16 protein-coding genes are annotated in these 17,339 nt (G+C 71.9%); 7 read left to right on the forward strand and 9 right to left on the reverse strand.

The features are described 5' to 3' along the window. Nucleotides 1-101: 101 nt before the first annotated feature. The 4 genes from thpD to ectA all read right to left on the reverse strand — a co-directional run bounded on the left by thpD (nucleotide 102) and on the right by ectA (nucleotide 3,475). Nucleotides 102-1,037 (reverse strand): ectoine hydroxylase, encoded by a 936-nt coding sequence (gene thpD, locus AB0F40_RS05870; protein WP_357465145.1) that lies wholly within the window; start codon nucleotides 1,035-1,037, stop codon nucleotides 102-104. Then, on the reverse strand, nucleotides 1,034-1,435 hold the full coding sequence (locus tag AB0F40_RS05875) for an ectoine synthase (RefSeq protein ID WP_253868175.1): 402 nt from the start codon (nucleotides 1,433-1,435) through the stop codon (nucleotides 1,034-1,036). The genes thpD and AB0F40_RS05875 overlap by 4 nt, the downstream gene beginning before the upstream one ends. Before the next feature lie 119 nt (nucleotides 1,436-1,554). Continuing rightward, a complete protein-coding gene (gene ectB, locus AB0F40_RS05880; RefSeq protein WP_357465147.1) occupies nucleotides 1,555-2,838 on the reverse strand; it encodes a diaminobutyrate--2-oxoglutarate transaminase in 1,284 nt (427 codons plus the stop codon). A gap of 118 nt (nucleotides 2,839-2,956) precedes the next feature. Next, on the reverse strand, nucleotides 2,957-3,475 hold the full coding sequence (ectA, locus tag AB0F40_RS05885) for a diaminobutyrate acetyltransferase (RefSeq protein ID WP_357465149.1): 519 nt from the start codon (nucleotides 3,473-3,475) through the stop codon (nucleotides 2,957-2,959). Between the two features lie 220 nt (nucleotides 3,476-3,695). Here ectA and AB0F40_RS05890 point away from each other — a divergent pair, with 220 nt between their 5' ends. After that, nucleotides 3,696-4,328: a GNAT family N-acetyltransferase gene (locus tag AB0F40_RS05890; protein ID WP_357465151.1), complete on the forward strand. Its 633-nt coding sequence runs from the start codon at nucleotides 3,696-3,698 to the stop codon at nucleotides 4,326-4,328. A gap of 51 nt (nucleotides 4,329-4,379) precedes the next feature. Here AB0F40_RS05890 and AB0F40_RS05895 read toward each other — a convergent pair whose 3' ends face one another. Next, a complete protein-coding gene (locus AB0F40_RS05895; protein ID WP_357465153.1) occupies nucleotides 4,380-4,991 on the reverse strand; it encodes a tyrosine-type recombinase/integrase in 612 nt (203 codons plus the stop codon). Between the two features lie 70 nt (nucleotides 4,992-5,061). Between AB0F40_RS05895 and AB0F40_RS05900 the strand changes: the two genes are divergently transcribed. Continuing rightward, the gene (locus AB0F40_RS05900; RefSeq protein ID WP_357465155.1) at nucleotides 5,062-5,721 is read left to right on the forward strand and encodes a YigZ family protein; all 660 of its coding nucleotides are present in this window, start codon (nucleotides 5,062-5,064) and stop codon (nucleotides 5,719-5,721) included. 61 nt (nucleotides 5,722-5,782) lie between these two features. On the opposite strand, the gene AB0F40_RS05905 is transcribed toward AB0F40_RS05900, so the two are convergent. Continuing rightward, nucleotides 5,783-6,535, reverse strand: coding sequence for a type IV toxin-antitoxin system AbiEi family antitoxin domain-containing protein (locus tag AB0F40_RS05905; protein ID WP_357465157.1), 753 nt, complete (start codon nucleotides 6,533-6,535; stop codon nucleotides 5,783-5,785). 402 nt (nucleotides 6,536-6,937) lie between these two features. Between AB0F40_RS05905 and AB0F40_RS05910 the strand changes: the two genes are divergently transcribed. The 5 genes from AB0F40_RS05910 to AB0F40_RS05930 are packed head-to-tail and all read left to right on the forward strand — an operon-like array spanning nucleotide 6,938 to nucleotide 14,048. Then, nucleotides 6,938-8,359 (forward strand): extracellular solute-binding protein, encoded by a 1,422-nt coding sequence (locus AB0F40_RS05910; RefSeq protein WP_357465159.1) that lies wholly within the window; start codon nucleotides 6,938-6,940, stop codon nucleotides 8,357-8,359. Then, nucleotides 8,356-9,291, forward strand: coding sequence for a sugar ABC transporter permease (locus AB0F40_RS05915; RefSeq protein ID WP_357465161.1), 936 nt, complete (start codon nucleotides 8,356-8,358; stop codon nucleotides 9,289-9,291). The genes AB0F40_RS05910 and AB0F40_RS05915 overlap by 4 nt, the downstream gene beginning before the upstream one ends. Nucleotides 9,292-9,313: 22 nt before the next feature. Next, on the forward strand, nucleotides 9,314-10,162 hold the full coding sequence (locus tag AB0F40_RS05920; protein ID WP_357465163.1) for a carbohydrate ABC transporter permease: 849 nt from the start codon (nucleotides 9,314-9,316) through the stop codon (nucleotides 10,160-10,162). 8 nt (nucleotides 10,163-10,170) lie between these two features. Further along, complete coding sequence (locus AB0F40_RS05925; RefSeq protein WP_357465165.1) at nucleotides 10,171-11,631, forward strand: Gfo/Idh/MocA family oxidoreductase; 1,461 nt, start codon at nucleotides 10,171-10,173, stop codon at nucleotides 11,629-11,631. Beyond that, entirely contained in the window at nucleotides 11,628-14,048 is a 2,421-nt protein-coding gene (locus AB0F40_RS05930; protein WP_357465167.1) for an alpha-N-acetylglucosaminidase TIM-barrel domain-containing protein, read from the forward strand. Before AB0F40_RS05925 ends, AB0F40_RS05930 begins: the two co-directional genes overlap by 4 nt. A gap of 100 nt (nucleotides 14,049-14,148) precedes the next feature. On the opposite strand, the gene AB0F40_RS05935 is transcribed toward AB0F40_RS05930, so the two are convergent. From AB0F40_RS05935 to AB0F40_RS05945, 3 genes are read right to left on the reverse strand one after another with little or no spacing between them, the layout of a single operon-like run. Next, nucleotides 14,149-15,588 (reverse strand): UTP--glucose-1-phosphate uridylyltransferase, encoded by a 1,440-nt coding sequence (locus tag AB0F40_RS05935; protein ID WP_357465169.1) that lies wholly within the window; start codon nucleotides 15,586-15,588, stop codon nucleotides 14,149-14,151. Nucleotides 15,589-15,645: 57 nt separating this feature from the next. Beyond that, nucleotides 15,646-16,266, reverse strand: coding sequence for an L-threonylcarbamoyladenylate synthase (locus tag AB0F40_RS05940; RefSeq protein WP_357465171.1), 621 nt, complete (start codon nucleotides 16,264-16,266; stop codon nucleotides 15,646-15,648). Nucleotides 16,267-16,300: 34 nt separating this feature from the next. Continuing rightward, nucleotides 16,301-17,299: a pyridoxal-phosphate dependent enzyme gene (locus tag AB0F40_RS05945; RefSeq protein ID WP_357465173.1), complete on the reverse strand. Its 999-nt coding sequence runs from the start codon at nucleotides 17,297-17,299 to the stop codon at nucleotides 16,301-16,303. Nucleotides 17,300-17,339 lie beyond the last annotated feature (40 nt).

The raw sequence follows: 17,339 nt of genomic DNA on the forward strand, positions 1-17,339 counted from the left end.
AGCTCGATCGCGCAGGAGGTGGAAAAGCTCGAGTGGGCCACCAAGTGGGGTGGCCACTTGAGTGGCCTGGGCGCCTGACACGTTGCGGGGTGGCCCCTGGGTCAGCCGACCGGGGTGAAGTCCCGGGTCCCGAGGAACGTCGGCCGCGCCGAGTCCGCCGCGAACGGCTCGACCGCCGTGTTCTCCACGCTGTTGAACACGAGGAAGATGTTCGACCGCGGGTACGGCGAGATGTTGCCGTTCGACCCGTGCATGCAGTTGCAGTCGAACATGATCGCGCTGCCGGACTTGCCCGCGAGCACGTCGATGCCGTGCTCGTCGGCCATCCGCGTCAGGATGTCCTCGTCGGGGGTACCGGCGTTCTGCATCACGAGCGACGCCTTGTAGTTGTCGTTCGGCGTCTTGCCGGTGCAGGACACGTACGTCTTGTGCGTTCCGGGCATGATCATCAGCGGACCGTTGAACGAGTAGTTGTCGGTCAGCGAGATCGAGATGCTGACCGTCCGCATCCGCGGAAGACCGTCCTCGGCGTGCCACGTCTCGAAGTCCGAGTGCCACGCGAAGTCGCCGCCGCCGAACCCGGGTTTGAGATTGACGCGGCTCTGGTGGATGTACACGTCCGAGCCGAGGATCTGGCGGGCCCGGCCCACCACCCGCGGGTCGCTCGCGATCCGCGCGAAGACCTCGCTGGACCTGTGCACCTCGAAGATCGTGCGGACCTCCTGGGAGGCGCCCTCGATGATGGTGCGCTCGTCAGCGCGGATCACCGGATCGGTGGACATCCGCCGGAGCTCCGCCCGGAACTCCTCGACCTCCGCCGGCGTCACCAGGTCCTCGATCGCGAGGTACCCGTTCCGGTCGAAACCGTCCAGGTGCTCCTGCTCCAGCGGGCCGTCGGCCGCACTGCCCCAGACGACCTTGTCCTGGCGCGGGATCTCGGACGCCGGCCCCTCGACGCGCGTCGGGTACAGGTCGGCGGGCTGGTCCGCGGTGTGCTGGGTCTGGGTCTCGGTCTTGCTGATTGCATCCGTCGTCATACGGCGGCCTCCTCTTCCTTGATCAGCGGGTAGACGCCATCGGCGTCATGCACCTCCCGCCCGGTCACCGGTGGGTTGAAGGTGCAGATCAGGCGCAGATCGGTCGTGGGACGCATCGTGTGCTTCTCGTTGCCGTCCAGGAGATACATCGTGCCGTCCGAGATCTCATGGATCTCGCCCGTCTCCCGGTTCTCGAGCTGTCCGGTACCGCCGACGCAGTACACGGCCTCGAAGTGGTTCGCGTACCACATCTCGGTCTCGGTGCCCGCGTACATCGTGGTCTCGTGGAACGAGAAGCCGACGCCCTCCTTGGCGAGCACGAGCCTCCGGCTGCGCCAGTTCTGCGACTTGACGTCGCGGTCGGTGCCTTCGAGATCAGCCAGTCGGGTGACGATCATTTGGTGTTCCTTTCCTCGGGGGCGGTCCTCGCCCCTGCAGTCCCGGGGCCCACGTCGCGGGACCCCGCAGCGCAGGGCTCCGCGACGCAGCGAGCTGCGTCGCGGAGCCCTGCGGAGTCCTACTTGGCGACGGCGAGATCCGCGACGGGCGCGCCGAGCACCTCGGTCGCCGCAGCCGCGATGATGTCCACGCCGGAACGCAGCTCGTCCGACGAGATCGTCAGGGCGGGCATCGTCTTGAGGACCTCGTCCTCGGGTCCGGACGTCTCGACCAGCAGGCCGCGCTGGTACGACGCCGCGGCGATCTTGGACGCGGCCGTGGTGTCGGGGAACTTGATCCCGGTCAGGAAGCCACGACCCTTGACGATGGCGCCCTCGTACCCGTTGGCGATCCGGCTCAGGCCGTCGTGCAGCTCGGCGCCTCGCTCCCGGGCCTCCTCGACGAACACGTCGTCGGACCAGAAGTGGTTCAGCGCGGCGGTCGCGGTGACGAACGCCGGGTTGTTGCCGCGGAACGTGCCGTTGTGCTCGCCGGGCTCCCACTGGTCCAGTTCCGGGCGGATCAGGGTGAGCGCCATCGGGAGCCCGAAGCCGGAGATCGACTTCGAGAGGCACACGATGTCGGGCGTGATCCCGGCCTCCTCGAAGCTGAAGAAGTCGCCGGTGCGGCCGCAGCCAGCCTGCACGTCGTCGAGGATCAGCAGGATCTCGTGCGCGCGGCACAGCTCGGACAGCGCGCGCAGCCACTCGGGCCGCGCGGCGCTGAGGCCGCCCTCGCCCTGGACCGACTCCACGATGATCGCGGCGGGCTTGTCGACGCCGGAACCGCTGTCGCTGAGCACGCGCTCGAGCCACAGGAAGTCCTCGGTGGCGCCGGAGAAGTAGTCGTCGTACGGGATCTTCGAGCTGTTCGTGAGGGGCAGGCCGGCGCCGTTGCGCTTCATCGAGTTGCCGGTCACGGACAGCGCGCCCAGCGTCATCCCGTGGAACGCGTTGGTGAACGACAGGATGTGCTGACGGCCGGTCACCTTGCGCGCGAGCTTGAGCGCGCTCTCCACGGTGTTCGTCCCGGTCGGCCCGGGGAACATGACCTTGTAGTCCAAGTTGCGCGGCGCCAGGATCCGGTCCCGGAACGTCGTCAAGAATTCGCGCTTGGTCGCGGTGTGCATGTCGAGCGAGTGCACGATCCCGCCGCTCCGCAGGTACTCGATCAGCGCCTCGAGCAGCACCGGGTGGTTGTGCCCGTAGTTGAGCGCACCTGCCCCGGCGAAGAAGTCGAGATAACTTCGGCCGTCCTCAGCGTGCATGGAGCTGCCCGCGGCGGTCGTGAACGTCGCGGGCCAGTTCCGGCAGTAGCTGCGGACCTGGGACTCGAGCTCGTCGAAGATGCTGGTCGAGGACATGCCAGTAGGCATAGCGGTATTCGGGCGCATGGCTCCTTCCACGGTCCGGCCTCGGTGACCGGACTCGGCTGTGGTAGATCGGTTTTCTGCAGTTATGTGGGTTTTGACCTGAGCGCGGTCAGGAGAGCGGGCCGATGCGGAACACCAGCTCCGCGTCGTGGCCGTCCGGGAACGCTTCCGTGGGGAACACGGTCCGTACGTCGACGGGCGCACCCTGGGCCGACGCGAAGGACATGAACAGGGCGATGGACGCCGTGTTGTCCGAGGTGATGGTCGTCTCCACGTGCGTGCACTCGGGGTGCCGCTCGGCGAGGTGCGCGAGCATCCGGGAGGCGAGCCGCTGTCCACGGTACGCGTGGTCCACGGCAACCTGCCAGATCATCAGTGTGGTCGGCTCGTCGGGGCGGATGTAGCCCGTGACGAACCCGCCGGGTTCGCCGTCGACGCTCACGAGCACCGAGGTCCGGGCGAAGTCTCGAGCCCAGAGAAGATACGCGTAGGACGAATTCAGGTCCAGCGTCTTGGAGTCGCGCGCAAGGCGCCACATCGCTGCTCCGTCTGCGACGGTGGGCTCCCTCAGTGCCACCGTGGTTTCGGTCGGATGGATGTGCTTGAGTTCCTCTTCGAGGTTCTGCATGACAAATCGACCGTAACGAACTTGCGCGGAGATTGCACATTGCGATCCTGTGACGATCCCGTTACTGGCGTGTTCACGCGGCAAATGCGCGGTAACGCCAGAGGGCTCGATCTGCCGCTGACCAGCACCAGCACGCGGCTCCCGCGGGGTCAGCGCATGACCGATAGACAGACATGTCACAGCACGGTCACATTCTGAGACGGCAGGCTAGTGTGCCGGGGTGACCGAGCCATTCATCCGCCCGTACCGCGTCGCCGACCGTGCCGACGTCGCCGACATCTGCGTCCGCACCGCCGCGGCCGGAGGAGACGCACGCGGCGTCTACTCCTCCGATCTCCTCATGCCCGACGTCTACGCGCTGCCGTACGTCGACCACTCCCCCGACCTCGCCTGGGTCGTCGAGCACGAGGGGCGCGCCACCGGCTACATCATCGCCGTGGCCGACACCGCGGCCTTCGTCGACTGGTGGGCCCGCGAGTGGACGCCCGGCTTCATCGCCCGCCATCCCGCACCTGGCCCGGCGACCGGCCGGAACCCCGGCTACACCGAGGCTCAGCTCGTGCACGACGGCACCGACCCGGAGCGCATGGTCCGCGGCCTGCGCCACGGCGAGCTGGCGACGCACCCCGCCCACCTGCACATCGACCTGCTGCCGGTGCTGCAGCGCCGGGGCCTGGGCTCGCGCCTCATCGACACGCTCCGCGGCGCCCTCGCTGACCGCGGCGTGCCGGGCGTGCACCTGGGCTACGCGGCAGACAACACCGCGGCCGGCTTGTTCTACGACAGATACGGCTTCACCCATCTGCCGTCGTCAACCGCCCAGGCCCCGCTCCTCGGCATCCGCACCCGTTGAGTGCGGGGTATTTGCGCTGCCAGATGCGTTGAGCGCACAAATACCCCGCACTCAACGGTGCTCCTGGGCGGCATCCACCCATGCCCGGCGGACCTGCTCGAAGCGGGTGGGCAGCGGCGGGCGCAGCGCGCCGTACTGCGCGTTCGTCCGGTGCACGAACCGGCGCCACGACAGCACCAGCCCCTGCCGGGTGATCGGCAGCCCGGACGCGACAGTGGTGCCGTTGTCGTGAGTGTGGTGCACCGTCAGCAGCAGCGCCCGCGGCACCGAGCCCTCCAGCTCGGCCGCGAGCTCCTCCCGCACCACCATCCAGTGCTTCAGCAGGACCACGAGGTCCGCTGACAGCAGGTGGCGCCGCGGCGTGCGGTGCTTCCCGTGCCGTACGAGCACGCTGCCCTCCGCCGCCCGCCCCGAACGCGCCGGCCCGAGGTCGATGTCCTCGACGCGCACCCGCAGCAGATCCCCGTACCGCGTACCCGTCGCGCGCACCAGTCCCGTGATCACCGCCAGCCGGACCGTCTCCGGCTTGGCACCCGGCCGCATCGCCTCGCCTGTCAGCTCGCGCCAGACCCACTCCGCCTCCTCGAGGCTCACGGGCGGGCGTGGGTACCGGTCGAGCTCCCCGCTCGAGGCCTGTGGTGAGCCTGCGTGATTGCTGGTCATGGTGGGAATCTACGCTTGGCACACTATTAATGGAAGGGGAAACGCCGCGTACTCTCGTTCGGTGGATCCTGTGGACCTCCCCCGTACCATCGCCCGGCCCGTCGACCACGAGGTGGTCATCAAGAAGTCCCGCTTCCTTGCCCACCTCGCCCCCGCCCGCAGCGTCGCAGAGGCCGACGCCGTGATCGCAGGGCGGCGCAAGGCGCTGTGGGACGCGCGCCACCACTGCGTGGCGATGGTGCTAGGCACCCGGGCGGACCAGGCCCGCTCCTCCGACGACGGCGAGCCCAGCGGCACGGCCGGCGTCCCCATGCTGGAGGTGCTGCGCCATCGGGGCGTCACCGACCTGGTCGCCGTGGTCAGCCGCTACTTCGGCGGCGTGAAGCTCGGAGCCGGCGGGCTCGTCCGGGCCTACTCGGGCGCGGTGGCCGCCGCCCTCGACGTCGCGGCCGGGTCGGGGGCGATGCTCCGCCGCGAGCTGCTGTACGAGGTCGAGGTCCCGGTCCCGCACGGGGACGCCGGCCGCATCGACAACCTGCTGCGCGACTGGGCCACCGGGCACGGCGCGGTCATGGAGCCACCCGCCTACGACGCCGTCGCGCACCTGCGCCTGCTGGTCCCCCCGGGGCAGCTGGACACCCTGGCCGCCGACGTCGCGGCCGCCTCGTCGGGGGCCCACTCCCCCGCCGTCGGCGATGCCCGCGTGGTCGACGTGCCGATACGTCCGTAGCGACCCCAACACGGTGCATCGCATCGTCGGCGTCTCGCGTGCCGAACGTCGGGGTGGGCGGTCAGGAACCGACCACCACCGCGCGGACCGCCTGGCCGACCTCGTCCCACCAAGGGGCGGCCCGCACCGAGCCACGGTGCCCCCTGGCGAGCTCCCTGGCCCGGACGAGCCCTGCGGCATCGACGACGCCCCGGTAGCGGGCGCTGTCGATCACGGCGATCGCCGTCCGACGGTCCAACGTCGGGACGGCCTGCGCCAGGGCCCGCTCCGGTTCCGTGTACCGGAGCCCGTTCCGTTCGAAGTGGCGGTCACCCAGGTCCACCTGCCGGATCACGACGTGCTCGGCGCTCCGCCCGTACCGGCCGTTCAGGTACGCCATCTCAGGGACGAACTGCCATGGGACGCCGTGCAATCCGGCCACCACGAGAGCGGCCTGTCCCAGAGCCACCGAGCCAGGACCGGCGAGCAGCTGCGCCAACCACACCTTCCAGAGCCGGACGTGGTCGTACTCGCGTGCGGCGATCCGGCCGGCGATGCCGGTCCCGCAGGTATCCACGATGCCCCGGGCGACGCGACGCAGGGTCCCCGCCGCGACGAGCCGGGCCCGGCGTCCCCGGTCCACGCCGTGCGCGTCGCACTGGGCGATGGTCAGGAGGCCCTGTTGTCCGGCCGCCAGGAGCAGCAGCTTCCTCGGCAGGGCAGGGCAGGGAGGGGACGAGACATGGGGACAGTCGACATCGTCGGACGACGCGTCCGGGGCCGACCGGACGTTCCTGGGGACGGGTCGAAGGATCGCCTGCCTGTGGTCGCGCACCGGCCCCCGTGTCCCCGGGGGAAGGGCCTTTCGCGAAGGCTGCCCAATCATTTTCGGGATCCCCCCGGCCTGCTTCCGGCCCTGCCGGCGACCCCAACACGGTGCATCGCATCCTCGGCGTGTCGCGTGCCGAACGTTGGGGTGACTTTCCTGGCGGCAGGCGGACCGGCGACAGACCTCCGACGTCCGCGGACTCAGGCAACCCGAGAGGCGGGCAACCGCAGACCCCTGACGTCCCTGACTCGGGCATCCGCCCGCCTGGGAATCCGCGGCCCCGGTCACCTCCGACACCGGGGAACCGGCGCGTCGGCCTTGACTGGCTTCCCGCGCGGGTGAAGTGTCTGGGACACCTCAAAGGACACGCCAGGCCGCCCCACAGGACACCAGCACCGAGGAGGGACCATGCATCGTCGCATCCGCTCGTCCGCCGTCGTCGTCGCACTGACCGCCGTAGCCACCCTCCTCGCAAGCTGCGGCGGCTCTGCCGAGCAGGACCAGCAGGGGGAATCCATCACCTTCTGGACGCCGCAGTCCACACCGGAACGGGTGGCCGCGCAGGAAGCGGTAGCGGCGCGGTTCACCGAGGAGTCCGGGATCGCCGTCGACGTCGTCCCGCTCGCGGCGGCCGACCAGGACCAGGCGCTGGTCACGGGCGCCGCGTCCGGAGAGGTGCCCGACGTCATCCTGGCCGGCGCGTCGCAGATCACCTCCTGGCAGGCCCAGGGTCTGCTCGACACCGACGTCGTCCAGCTGGCCATGGACGCGCTCGATCCCGCCACCTTCAACCAGAACGCGCTCGGCGCGGTCACCGTGCAGGGCGAGGAGGGCGCCGCGGGAGGCACCGTGGCGGCGGTCCCCAGCGACGGCTGGGTGCACCTCATCGCCTACCGCACCGACCTGCTCGAGGAGGCCGGGGTCGAGGTGCCCACCACGGTCCCCGAGCTCGCCGAGGCAGCGACCACCGTCAAGGAGGAGCTGGACGTCACGGGTATCGCCCTCGGCACCCAGTCCGGCACCGCGTCCGGCACGGAGGGCATCGAGTCGATCTTCCAGTCGGCGGGCTGCCAGCTCGTGTCCGACGGCGAGGTCACCATCGACGCGCCCGAGTGCACCGAGGCTGCCCGGCACTTCAAGGAGCTGCGCGACTCGTCGGTCGCCGGTGACTACGACGTCGAGTCGGCGCGCGCCGCGTACATGGGCGGCGACGCGGCGATGCTGCTCTTCTCGACGCACATCCTCGACGAGCTGGCGAACCTCGACGAGGCCGTGCCGCCGTCGTGCGACCAGTGCGCCGACGACCCGGCGTTCCTCGCGGAGAACTCGGGCTTCATCACCGTGCTGGAGCCGTCGTCAGGCAGCTCGTCGGACACGGCGCAGAGCCCCGCCCAGTTCGGCGCCACCCTCGCCTACGCGGTCCCCGCGCACGCGGACAGCGAGGCGGCACGCCAGTACATCGAGTACGTCATGAGCGAGGGCTACGCCGACACCCTCGCCGTCGCCACGGAGGGCCGCCTCCCGCTGCGGACGGGTACGCCGGAGAGCCCGACGGAGTACCTCGACGCGTGGGGTGACCTGGGCTTCGGGCCGAAGGTCGAGTCCTCGGTCGCCGAGGTGTACGGCGACGACCTGGTCACCGCCATGGGTGACGGCATGGCCGCCGTCTCCCGCTGGGGCCAGGGCACCCCCGATGCGACGCTCGCCGGCCTGGTGGCCACCCAGGGCACGCTGGCCCAGCAGCTGGACCCGCTGTACCGGGGCACTGATCCGGCAGAGGTGACCCAGCAGATGGCCGCCGAGGTGACGGCGCTGCAGCAGGACCAGTGACGACCCGAGCCCCGACGACGGCGGCCCAGCGCGAGAACCGCTCAGGGTGGCTGCTCGTCTCGCCGTCGCTCGCCGTGGTGGGTCTGGTGGCGCTGCTGCCGTTCGCCCTGGTGGTGGTGTTCGGGTTCTCCGAGATCCGGCTGGTCGACATCCCGTTCCTCGGGACGGAGCCGATCGAGTGGACCCTGGACAACTTCCGCCGGGCCGCGTCGTCGCAGGCGTTCTGGGGCGCCCTGTGGACGACCGTGCTGTACGCGGGCCTGACGGCGGTCGGGTCGCTGGCCGTCGGCCTCGTGCTGGCGCTCGCGCTGCGGCGGCCGTTCCGGGGACGCGGCCTCGTGCGCGCCCTGCTGCTGGTGCCGTACGTGCTGCCGGTGGTGGCGGCGGCCACCATCTGGAAGACGGCGCTCAACCCGCAGTACGGCGTGGTCAACGCGTTCGGCCGTGCCTACCTCGGGTGGGACACCCCGGTGGGCTTCCTCAGCACCACGTCGGCCGACGTCTGGGGCATACCCGTGCCGGTGGCGCTGCTCGTCGTGGTCCTGTTCGACATCTGGAGGTCGGCACCGCTCGCGTTCCTGTTCCTCACCGCCAGGCTCCAGTCGGTGCCCGGCGAGATCGAGGAGGCCGCGGCGCTCGACGGCGCGAACCGCCGGCAGTCGCTGCGGTTCATCCTGCTGCCGCAGCTGCGCGCCGTGGCCCTGCTGCTGCTCCTGCTGCGCTTCATCTGGTCGTTCCAGACGTTCGACGACGTCTACCTGCTCACCGAGGGGGCCGGGAGCACCCAGGTCATGGCGATCCAGGTGTACACCGAGCTCGTCACCAAGGCCGACATCGGTAGCGCCGCCGCGTTCGGCCTGCTGATGAGCCTCATCCTGTGCGTGCTCCTGGCGGGGTACGTGCTGCTGTCCCGACGGACGGAGGAATCATGAGCCGGGTCACGAGTGGAGCACCATGAGCGGCGTCCGCCCGACCCCCCTCGCGCGAACCGGCCGCGCCGTCGTGGTCGCGATCGCGCTCCTGTGGTCGCTCGGCCCTGTCTTGTACGGCGTCGTGCTGTCCGTGCGGCCCTACGCGGAGGTGACCAGAGACCCCCTGGGGCTGCCGACGGAGCTCGACCTGTCGGCGTTCGCCACGGCCATGCGGGACGAGTCCGACGGCGGGTTCGGCCTCGGCCGGTTCGTGCTCAACTCGCTCGGCGTCGCCCTGGGGACGGTGCTGCTGAGCATCCTGGTCTGCGTGCTCGGTGCGTACGCCGCCGCGCGCCTGCGGTACCGCGGGCGGGCCCTCACGAACGGCATCATCCTTGCGGTCTACCTGTTCCCGGGGATCGTGCTGGCCGTGCCGAAGTTCGTCATCCTGTCCCGCCTCGGCCTGACGAGCACCCTGGTCGGGCTGCTGATCGTCTACGTAGCGGCCACGGTGCCCGTCGCCCTGTACATGATGCGGAACTTCTTCCTGGCACTGCCGCAGAGCGTCGAGGAGGCGGCGATCATGGACGGCTGCACGCTCGGCCAGCTCCTGGTCCGGGTAGTGCTGCCGATCGCGATCCCCGGCGTGGTCGCCACCGCCATCTACGTGTTCATGATCGCCTGGAACGAGTACTTCTACGCGCTGCTGTTCCTGGTGCAGCACCGCGACCTCTGGACGGCGCCGCTCGGTATCGCGCAGCTCGGCGACTTCCAGGTGCCCGTCACGGTGCTCCTGGCCGGCTCGATTGCCGTGACGGTCCCCGTGGTGATCGTGTTCTTCCTGGCGCAGCGGTACATCGTGTCCGGCCTGGTCCAGGGCGCGGAGAGGTGAGTACGGCGATGAGCACAGCGACAGCTCCGGTCCGGCTCGCCGTCCTCGGCGCGGGCGGCCGTGGCGCCGAGGCCTACGGCCGCTGGGTCCGGGCGCACCCGGACCGCGCCCGGGTCGTGGCGGTCGCAGAGCCGGACCCCGCCCGCCTCGACGCCCTGGCCGGCACGACGGCGGCTCGCTACGCCGACTGGCGCGGCCTGGTCACGGACCTGGGGCGGCTGCGGCCCGACGCCGTGGTCGTCGCGCTCCCTGACGCACTCCACGTCGCCGCCGCCACGGCCGTGGCCGACGCCGGGCTGCCCATGCTGCTGGAGAAGCCCGCCGCCCCCACGCTGGCCGGCCTCCTCGACCTGGCCCTCGTGGTGCGCCGGACGGACGCCCGCATCGCCGTCGGGCACGTGCTGCGGTTCGCGCCGTTCTGGCGTGCCGTGCGCGCCGTCGTCGCCGCCGGGGCCCTCGGCGACCTCGCGACGATCGAGGTACGCGAGAACATCGGGTTCTGGCACTTCGCGCACTCGTTCGTGCGGGGGAACTGGCGCAGCGCCGCGATGTCGAGCCCGATGGTGCTCGCCAAGACGTGCCACGACCTCGACCTGATCCGCTGGCTCGCGGGCGCGGCGCCCCGGACGGTCTCGAGCGAGGGGTCGCTGCTGCACTTTCGCCCGGAAAACGCGCCCGACGGCGCACCCGCTCGCTGCACCGACGGCTGCCCCGCCGCCGCGGACTGCCCGTTCTACGCGCCCCGCTACTACGTCGACGCCCTGCGGGACGTCACGGGCCATCCGGTCATGATGCTCGGCGACGACCTGTCCCCCGCCGGCCGTCTCGCCGCCCTGCGCCGCGGGCCGTACGGGCGCTGCGTCTACCGGAGCGACAACGACGTGGCCGACCACCAGCAGACGCTCCTGCGGTTCGGCTCCGGGCTCACCGCGACGCTCACGGCCAGCGCGTTCACCGCCGAGAACACGCGGCACCTGGCGATCACCGGCACGCGCGGGCAGCTGCACGGGCACATGGAGTCGGGCGAGATCCGCGTCGACCTGTTCTCGCCGTCGGGCCGGCTGCCCGACGCCCTGGTCGGCCCGGACGCCCCGCCCGACGTCGAGCTGGTCGCGTCCGGCACGGACGGACCGCTCGGGCACGCGACCCACACGCTCGTCGCCCGGCCGGTCCGGGACACCCGGCCGGAGGGCGGGGCGACCGGCGGGCCGGAGGGCGGGGCCGGCGGGCCGGAGGCCGGGCCCGCCGGGCGCGGCGGTCACGCCGGCGGCGACGGCGCGCTCATGGACGCGTTCTGTCGTGCGGTGGTCGACGGCACCGTCGGTTCGGGCGAGCTGTCGTTCTGGACCGCGCTGGACAGCCATCTCATGGCGTTCGCCGCGGAGGAGTCCCGCACGGGCGCGGGTGTCGTGGACTTCGGGGCCTGGGCCGCCACGGTGCTGGATCCGCTGGACCGGGAGGCGCCATGAGCGGGACGGGCGGGAGCCCGACGGGCGCTCCGATTCCCGCACCGTGGGCCGAGGCCGTCGGGGGTGTCGCCGAACGGGCCGGCCTCGACCGGCGGCTGGTCACGGTCGAGCGGCTGGTCGACGGGCCGCCCGGGACTGCGCAGCCTGGCACCGCGTCGCCCAGCACCGCCGACTACCGGGCCGAGGCCGGCCGGCTCACCGTCCGCGGAACCGACGCCGTGGCCGCGTCGGTCGCGCTGGCCCGGTATGTCCGGGCGCACCTGGGTACACGACTGAGCTGGCAACGGCCCTACGTGGGCAAGAGCTCGCTGCCGGACGCTCCTCGCACCACGATCTCGTCGCCGCACGAGGTGCGGTACTACCTGAACGTCGTGACCTTCGGGTACTCGGCGCCCTTCTGGGGCTGGGACCGCTGGGAGCGCGAGATCGACTGGATGGCGCTGCACGGCGTCACGCACCCGCTCATGCTGGTGGGACACGAGGCGGTGCTGGGCGAGACGTTCCGCAGGGCCGGGCTGCCCGACGCCGAGGCGGCCGCCTGGCTGGGCGGCGCCGCACACTTCCCGTGGACGTTCATGGGAGGCATGCACTCGTTCGGCGGGCCGCTGCCGTCGCGCTGGGCCCAGCGGCGCGTGGAGCTGGCCCGGCGTGTCCTCGGCCGCATGCGCGAGCTCGGCATGACGCCGGTGCTTCCCGCGTTCGGCGGCCACGTCCCGCCGGCCCTCGTGCGCCCGCGCCCTGGCAGCGCGCACCACGCCTCCGAGTACCCGGCCGGCGAGATCGAGTGGCAGGGCTGGCGCATCCCGGTCCTGCACCCGGGCTCGGCACGCTTCCAGGAGCTGTTCGCGTCGTTCGCGCAGGTCCAGCGCGAGCTGCTCGGCCCGGGGTCCGGGTACTTCGCGGTCGATCCGTACATCGAGTCGGTCCCGCCGTCGGGCGACGTCGAGTACCTGCGGGCCGCGGGACGCGGCACGTACCGGGCCCTGGCCGCCGCTGACCCCGACGCGGTCTGGGTGCTCCAGGGCTGGCCCTTCCACTACAAGGGCGCGTTCTGGACGCCGGACCGCGTGGCCGCGTACCTGCGCGACGTGCCCGCCGACCGAACGCTCGTCCTCGACCTCTGGGGCGAGCACGTGCCGCTGCACGGCGCCCTCCTCGCCGACGGCGCCCCGCTCGCCGGGCGGCCCTGGGTCTGGTGCGCGCTGCACAACTTCGGGGGCAGGCCCGCGCTGTTCGGCGACCTGCGCGGCCTCGTCCGGGACATGCGCGCCCTGCTGGACGGCGTCCCCCACCTCCGTGGCGTCGGGCTGGCCCCGGAGGCCATCGAGAACAACGAGGTCTTCTACGAGCTCGCGACCGACCTCGCCTGGGACGACGCACCGCTCTCCCCCGCGGACCTCGACGTCTGGCTCGACCGCTTCGTCCTGGACCGGTACGGGCTGTCCGACCCGCATCCGGGCACGGAGTCGGAGCCAGGAACGGAGCGGAGCGGGCCGTCGGGGCTGATCGGTGCCGTACGTGAGAACCCGGCACAGACAGCGCTACGCGCTTGGCACACTATTAATTCCACGCTCTACGGTCCCGGCCGCACCCGCTCCAGTCCGACGCCCGTGATCGCCCGCCCCTGGGCCGCGGCCCTCCCGTTCCCCGCCCAGCGCAGCGCGGGCGAGGCGATCCCTGGCGGCACGACGGCGGACGGCGGCGCGGCGGGCACCGAGCCGCCCACGCCGTCGTCGAACGTGGACGCCGAGAACGATCCCGCGATCCCGGCCGCGCTCCCCCGCCTCGCCGAGGCGGTACGGGACCTCATCGAGGTCCGCGACACCCTGCCGGGCCCGACGCCGGGCTCCGCAGCCGACCCGGCCCGCGACGTGCTGAGCGCCGACATCGCCGAGCTCACCGGCCACGTCCTCGCACAGGGCACCCGGGTGCACGTGCGCGGCATCCTGGCGGCGGCGCGGGACGGCGACCCGGACGGCGTCCGCGCCCACATGCGCCGCCTGCGCGTCGACCTGCTGACGCTCGACGACCTGGCGGGCGCCCGCACCGAGACCCGGGTCGCCACCTGGGTCGACGCCGCCCGCGCCTGGGGTGACACCGACGCCGAACGGGCCGCCATGGAGCGCGAGGCGCGGAGCCTGGTCAGCGTCTGGGGTGAGCAGCACAACGGCCTGCACGACTACTCCGGCCGGCACTGGCAGGGCCTCGTCCAGGGCCTGTACCTGCCGCGCTGGCAGGCATGGGCGGACTGGCTGGCCGACGCCGCGGCCGTGGGCCCGGTCCCGCCGGACGCCGACCCGAGCGCGCTCCGCGAGCGGATCGTCGCGCTCGAGGAGGCCTGGCGGGCCGACACGATCTCGGGGCGGCCGGAGCCCGGTCCGGGCCCGGGCCGGGGCCCAAGCAGGGATGGTCGGTAGAACGTCAGGTATTCGGCACCTCGGAATGCCGATCACCTGACGTTCTACCGACCACACTCGGTGCCTTCCCGGGCAGCCGGACGCTTCCGGGCAGCCGGGCTCAGAAGCCTTCCGGGCCCACCGTCGCGCCGTCGGGCACCGTGCCGCCGTCGCCCGCGAGCTCCGCCTTGCCCTCGACCCGCACGCCCGCTCCGAAGGTCCAGTCGCCTCGCACGGTCAGGGAGTCGGCGTCCCGCAGCGACGGCGCGCCCGCTGCGAACCGCTCGGTGAAGCCGTCGATGAGCTTGTAGTGCGCCTTGTCGAGGTCCACGAGCGGCGCGAGGGCCTGCGCCTCGAGGCGGTAGTCGGGCGTCAGGTCGTAGACGTCCGAGCGCAGCACGAGCAGGTCGTTGGTCGTCTTCACCGGCAAGAACCGGGACCGCTCCACCTCGATCGCCGTCGCACCCTCGAAGACGCCGACCGCGGCGCCCATCGCGGACTCGATCTGCACGACCTTGGGCGACGACGAGTCCGCCGGGTCTACCGTCTTGTCGTTGCGGATCAGCGGGAGCTCCAGCACCCCCGACGTCCGCTCGAGCTCTGCGGCCAGCGCCTCGAGGTCGAACCAGAGGTTGTTCGTGTGGAAGAACGGGTGGCGCGTGGCGTCGAGGGAGGCGGCGACGTCGTCGGGGTGGGTCTGCGCGGTCTCGCGCTGGACCATCCGGCCGTCGGCCTTGCGGATCACGAGCTGGCCGCCCTTGACGTCGGCGGGCGTCTTGCGGCACAGCTCGGCGGCGTACGGGGCACCGGACGCGGCGAACCAGCCGGCGATCGTGGCGTCCGGCGTGGCGCCGAGGTTGTCCGAGTTCGAGACGCACAGGTACCGGAAGCCGGCCTCCAGCAGTGCGACGACGACACCCGACGTGTGCAGCGCCGGATAGAGGTCGCCGTGCCCGGGTGGGCACCACTCGAGGTCGGGGTCCTTCTCCCAGGTGACCGGCGTGAGGTCGGCGGTGAGCAGCTTGGGCTCGCGATTCTGCAGGAAGTCGACGGGCAGCCCGTCGACGGCGATGTCCGGGTAGCGCTCCAGCGCCGCGAGCGAGTCGTCGCGGGTGCGGAACGAGTTCATGAACAGCAGCGGAAGCCGGGCGCCGGTGGCCTCCCGGGCCGCCCGCACCTGGCCGACGATGATGTCGAGGAACGTGAGCATCTCGGGCTGGCCCGCACCGGCAGCAGCGCCGGCCCCCGCGTCAGAGCTCGGCGCGACCCGCACCGGCAGCAGCGACTTCGCCTGGTCCATGCCCATGGACGTGCCGAGCCCGCCGTTGAGCTTGAGCATCGCGGTCCTCGCGAGGGCTGCGGCAGCGGAGTCGTCGCCGATGGTCAGCTCCGCGCGGTTCGGGATGTCGACCACCGGGTCGACGTCGTCCTCGCGGATCAGGCCGCTCTCACCCGACTGCAGCAGGTGGTAGAACCGCGTGAACGTCTCGATGGCGGCGGGCGCCACGCCGGCTTCGGTCATCTTGGTACGGGCCTGCTCGAGCCCGGTGGGGTCCGTCATGGGCACAGGCTATGCGAAGCCTGGGACACTCGAAGCGCGGGGTCGCGCGACGGGCGGCTACTCGAAGCGCGACGGGTCGCCGGCGCCCTCGCGGACCACCTGGGGGTAGCCGTCGGACCAGTCGACGACGGTGGTCGGCTCGGTCCCGACGTCCCCGCCGTCGACGACGGCGTCGAGCAGGTGGTCGAGCTCCTCCTTGATGGTCCAGCCGTCGGTCAGCGGCTCGGTCTGGTCCGGCAGGATCAGGGTGGAGGACAGCAGCGGTTCCCCGAGCTCGCGCAGCAGCGCCTGCGTGACTGCGGAGTCCGGGATGCGCACACCCACCGTCTTCTTCTTGGGGTGCGCGAGCCTGCGGGGCACCTCGGCCGTGGCCGGGAGGATGAACGTGTACGCGCCCGGTGTGGCCGCCTTGATGGCGCGGAACGCGGAGTTGTCCAGCTTCACGAGCTGCCCGAGCTGCGCGAAGTCCGAGCAGACCAGCGTGAAGTGGTGCTTGTCGTCGAGCTTGCGGATGGTGCGGATGCGGTCCGCGCCGTCGTGGTACTCCATGCGGCAGCCCAGCGCGTAGGAGGAGTCGGTCGGGTAGGCGACCAGGGCGTCGTCGCGCAGCATGGCGACGACCTGCGCGATGCTGCGCGGCTGGGGGTCGACGGGGTGGACGTCGAAGTAACGGGCCATGCCGCCGAGCCTAGCCGGGTGCCCGGAGGGGCGCTCAGGCTCTACTGGTTATCGCCCGCCGCAGCTCGTCCGCGCTGGCGTTCCCACCCGTGCAGACGATGCCGACCCGGCGGCCGGCGAACCGCTCGGGGTCGGCCAGGACCGCAGCCAGCGCGGCGGCACCCGCACCCTCGGCGACGGTGTGCGCGCCGGTGAGGTACAGGTGCTGCGCCGCGGTGATCTGGTCGTCGCTGACGAGCACGAAGTCGCCGAGGTGCTCGCGCATCAGGGCCTGCGTGACCTCGAAACCGCAGCCGACGGCGAGGCCCTCGGCGCGGGTGGCGTTCGCGCGCTCGACGAGGTTCCCGGAGTGCCAGGAGTCGTGCGCGGCGGGCGAGGCGGCGGACTGGACGCCGATCACCTCGGTGTGCGGGGCGACGGCGGCGGCGACGAGGCTCGCGGCGGCCGCGCCGGACCCGCCGCCGATGGGCACGACCAGCACGTCGAGTCCGGGCGCCTGCTGGAACAGCTCGAGGTAGAGCGTGCCGACGCCGGCGATGATGGCGGGCTCGTTCGCCGCGCCGACGAGGCGGGCCCCCGAGTCGTGGGCGAGGGCTGTGGCCTGGGCGCGGGCGTCGTCGAAGGTGGCGCCGTGCAGGAGCACGTCGGCGCCCTGGTCGAGCACGGCCCGCAGCTTGACTGGGTTGGGGTCGTCGGGCATGACGATGGTGCACGCGGTGCCGGTCAGGCGGGCCGCGTAGGCGACTCCCTGGGCATGGTTGCCCGTCGAGTAGGCGACGACGCCGCGGGCGCGCTCGGCGTCGGACAGGGACAGCAGCAGGTTGCTCGCGCCGCGGGCCTTGAAGGCGCCGGTGCGTTGCTGGTTCTCGTGCTTGACGACGATCGCGGCGTCGGTCGCGCGGTCGAGCTCCGCGTACTCCCCGGCGGGGGTGCGCACCACCGTGCCGTCCAGGCGGGCCTGGGCGGCGAGCACGTCGGCGATGGTCGGGTAGGTCGCCGACGGGAGGAGGGCCGGGAGCGTCGCGAGCGTCATGAGACCAGCGTGACCCGCGCATGACCCATAGGTCCAATAC

This window comes from Promicromonospora sp. NPDC023987 (assembly GCF_040639055.1).
Lineage (GTDB): Bacteria > Actinomycetota > Actinomycetes > Actinomycetales > Cellulomonadaceae > Promicromonospora.

What these genes read in the sequence shown, in the direction of transcription:
- thpD (WP_357465145.1), bottom strand. Translation starts at nt 1,037, where the DNA reads ATGACGACGGATGCAATCAGCAAGACCGAGACCCAGACCCAGCACACC.
- AB0F40_RS05875 (WP_253868175.1), bottom strand. Translation starts at nt 1,435, where the DNA reads ATGATCGTCACCCGACTGGCTGATCTCGAAGGCACCGACCGCGACGTC.
- ectB (WP_357465147.1), bottom strand. Translation starts at nt 2,838, where the DNA reads ATGTCCTCGACCAGCATCTTCGACGAGCTCGAGTCCCAGGTCCGCAGC.
- ectA (WP_357465149.1), bottom strand. Translation starts at nt 3,475, where the DNA reads ATGCAGAACCTCGAAGAGGAACTCAAGCACATCCATCCGACCGAAACC.
- AB0F40_RS05895 (WP_357465153.1), bottom strand. Translation starts at nt 4,991, where the DNA reads ATGACCAGCAATCACGCAGGCTCACCACAGGCCTCGAGCGGGGAGCTC.
- AB0F40_RS05910 (WP_357465159.1), top strand. Translation starts at nt 6,938, where the DNA reads ATGCATCGTCGCATCCGCTCGTCCGCCGTCGTCGTCGCACTGACCGCC.
- AB0F40_RS05920 (WP_357465163.1), top strand. Translation starts at nt 9,314, where the DNA reads ATGAGCGGCGTCCGCCCGACCCCCCTCGCGCGAACCGGCCGCGCCGTC.
- AB0F40_RS05925 (WP_357465165.1), top strand. Translation starts at nt 10,171, where the DNA reads ATGAGCACAGCGACAGCTCCGGTCCGGCTCGCCGTCCTCGGCGCGGGC.
- AB0F40_RS05930 (WP_357465167.1), top strand. Translation starts at nt 11,628, where the DNA reads ATGAGCGGGACGGGCGGGAGCCCGACGGGCGCTCCGATTCCCGCACCG.
- AB0F40_RS05935 (WP_357465169.1), bottom strand. Translation starts at nt 15,588, where the DNA reads ATGACGGACCCCACCGGGCTCGAGCAGGCCCGTACCAAGATGACCGAA.
- AB0F40_RS05940 (WP_357465171.1), bottom strand. Translation starts at nt 16,266, where the DNA reads ATGGCCCGTTACTTCGACGTCCACCCCGTCGACCCCCAGCCGCGCAGC.
- AB0F40_RS05945 (WP_357465173.1), bottom strand. Translation starts at nt 17,299, where the DNA reads ATGACGCTCGCGACGCTCCCGGCCCTCCTCCCGTCGGCGACCTACCCG.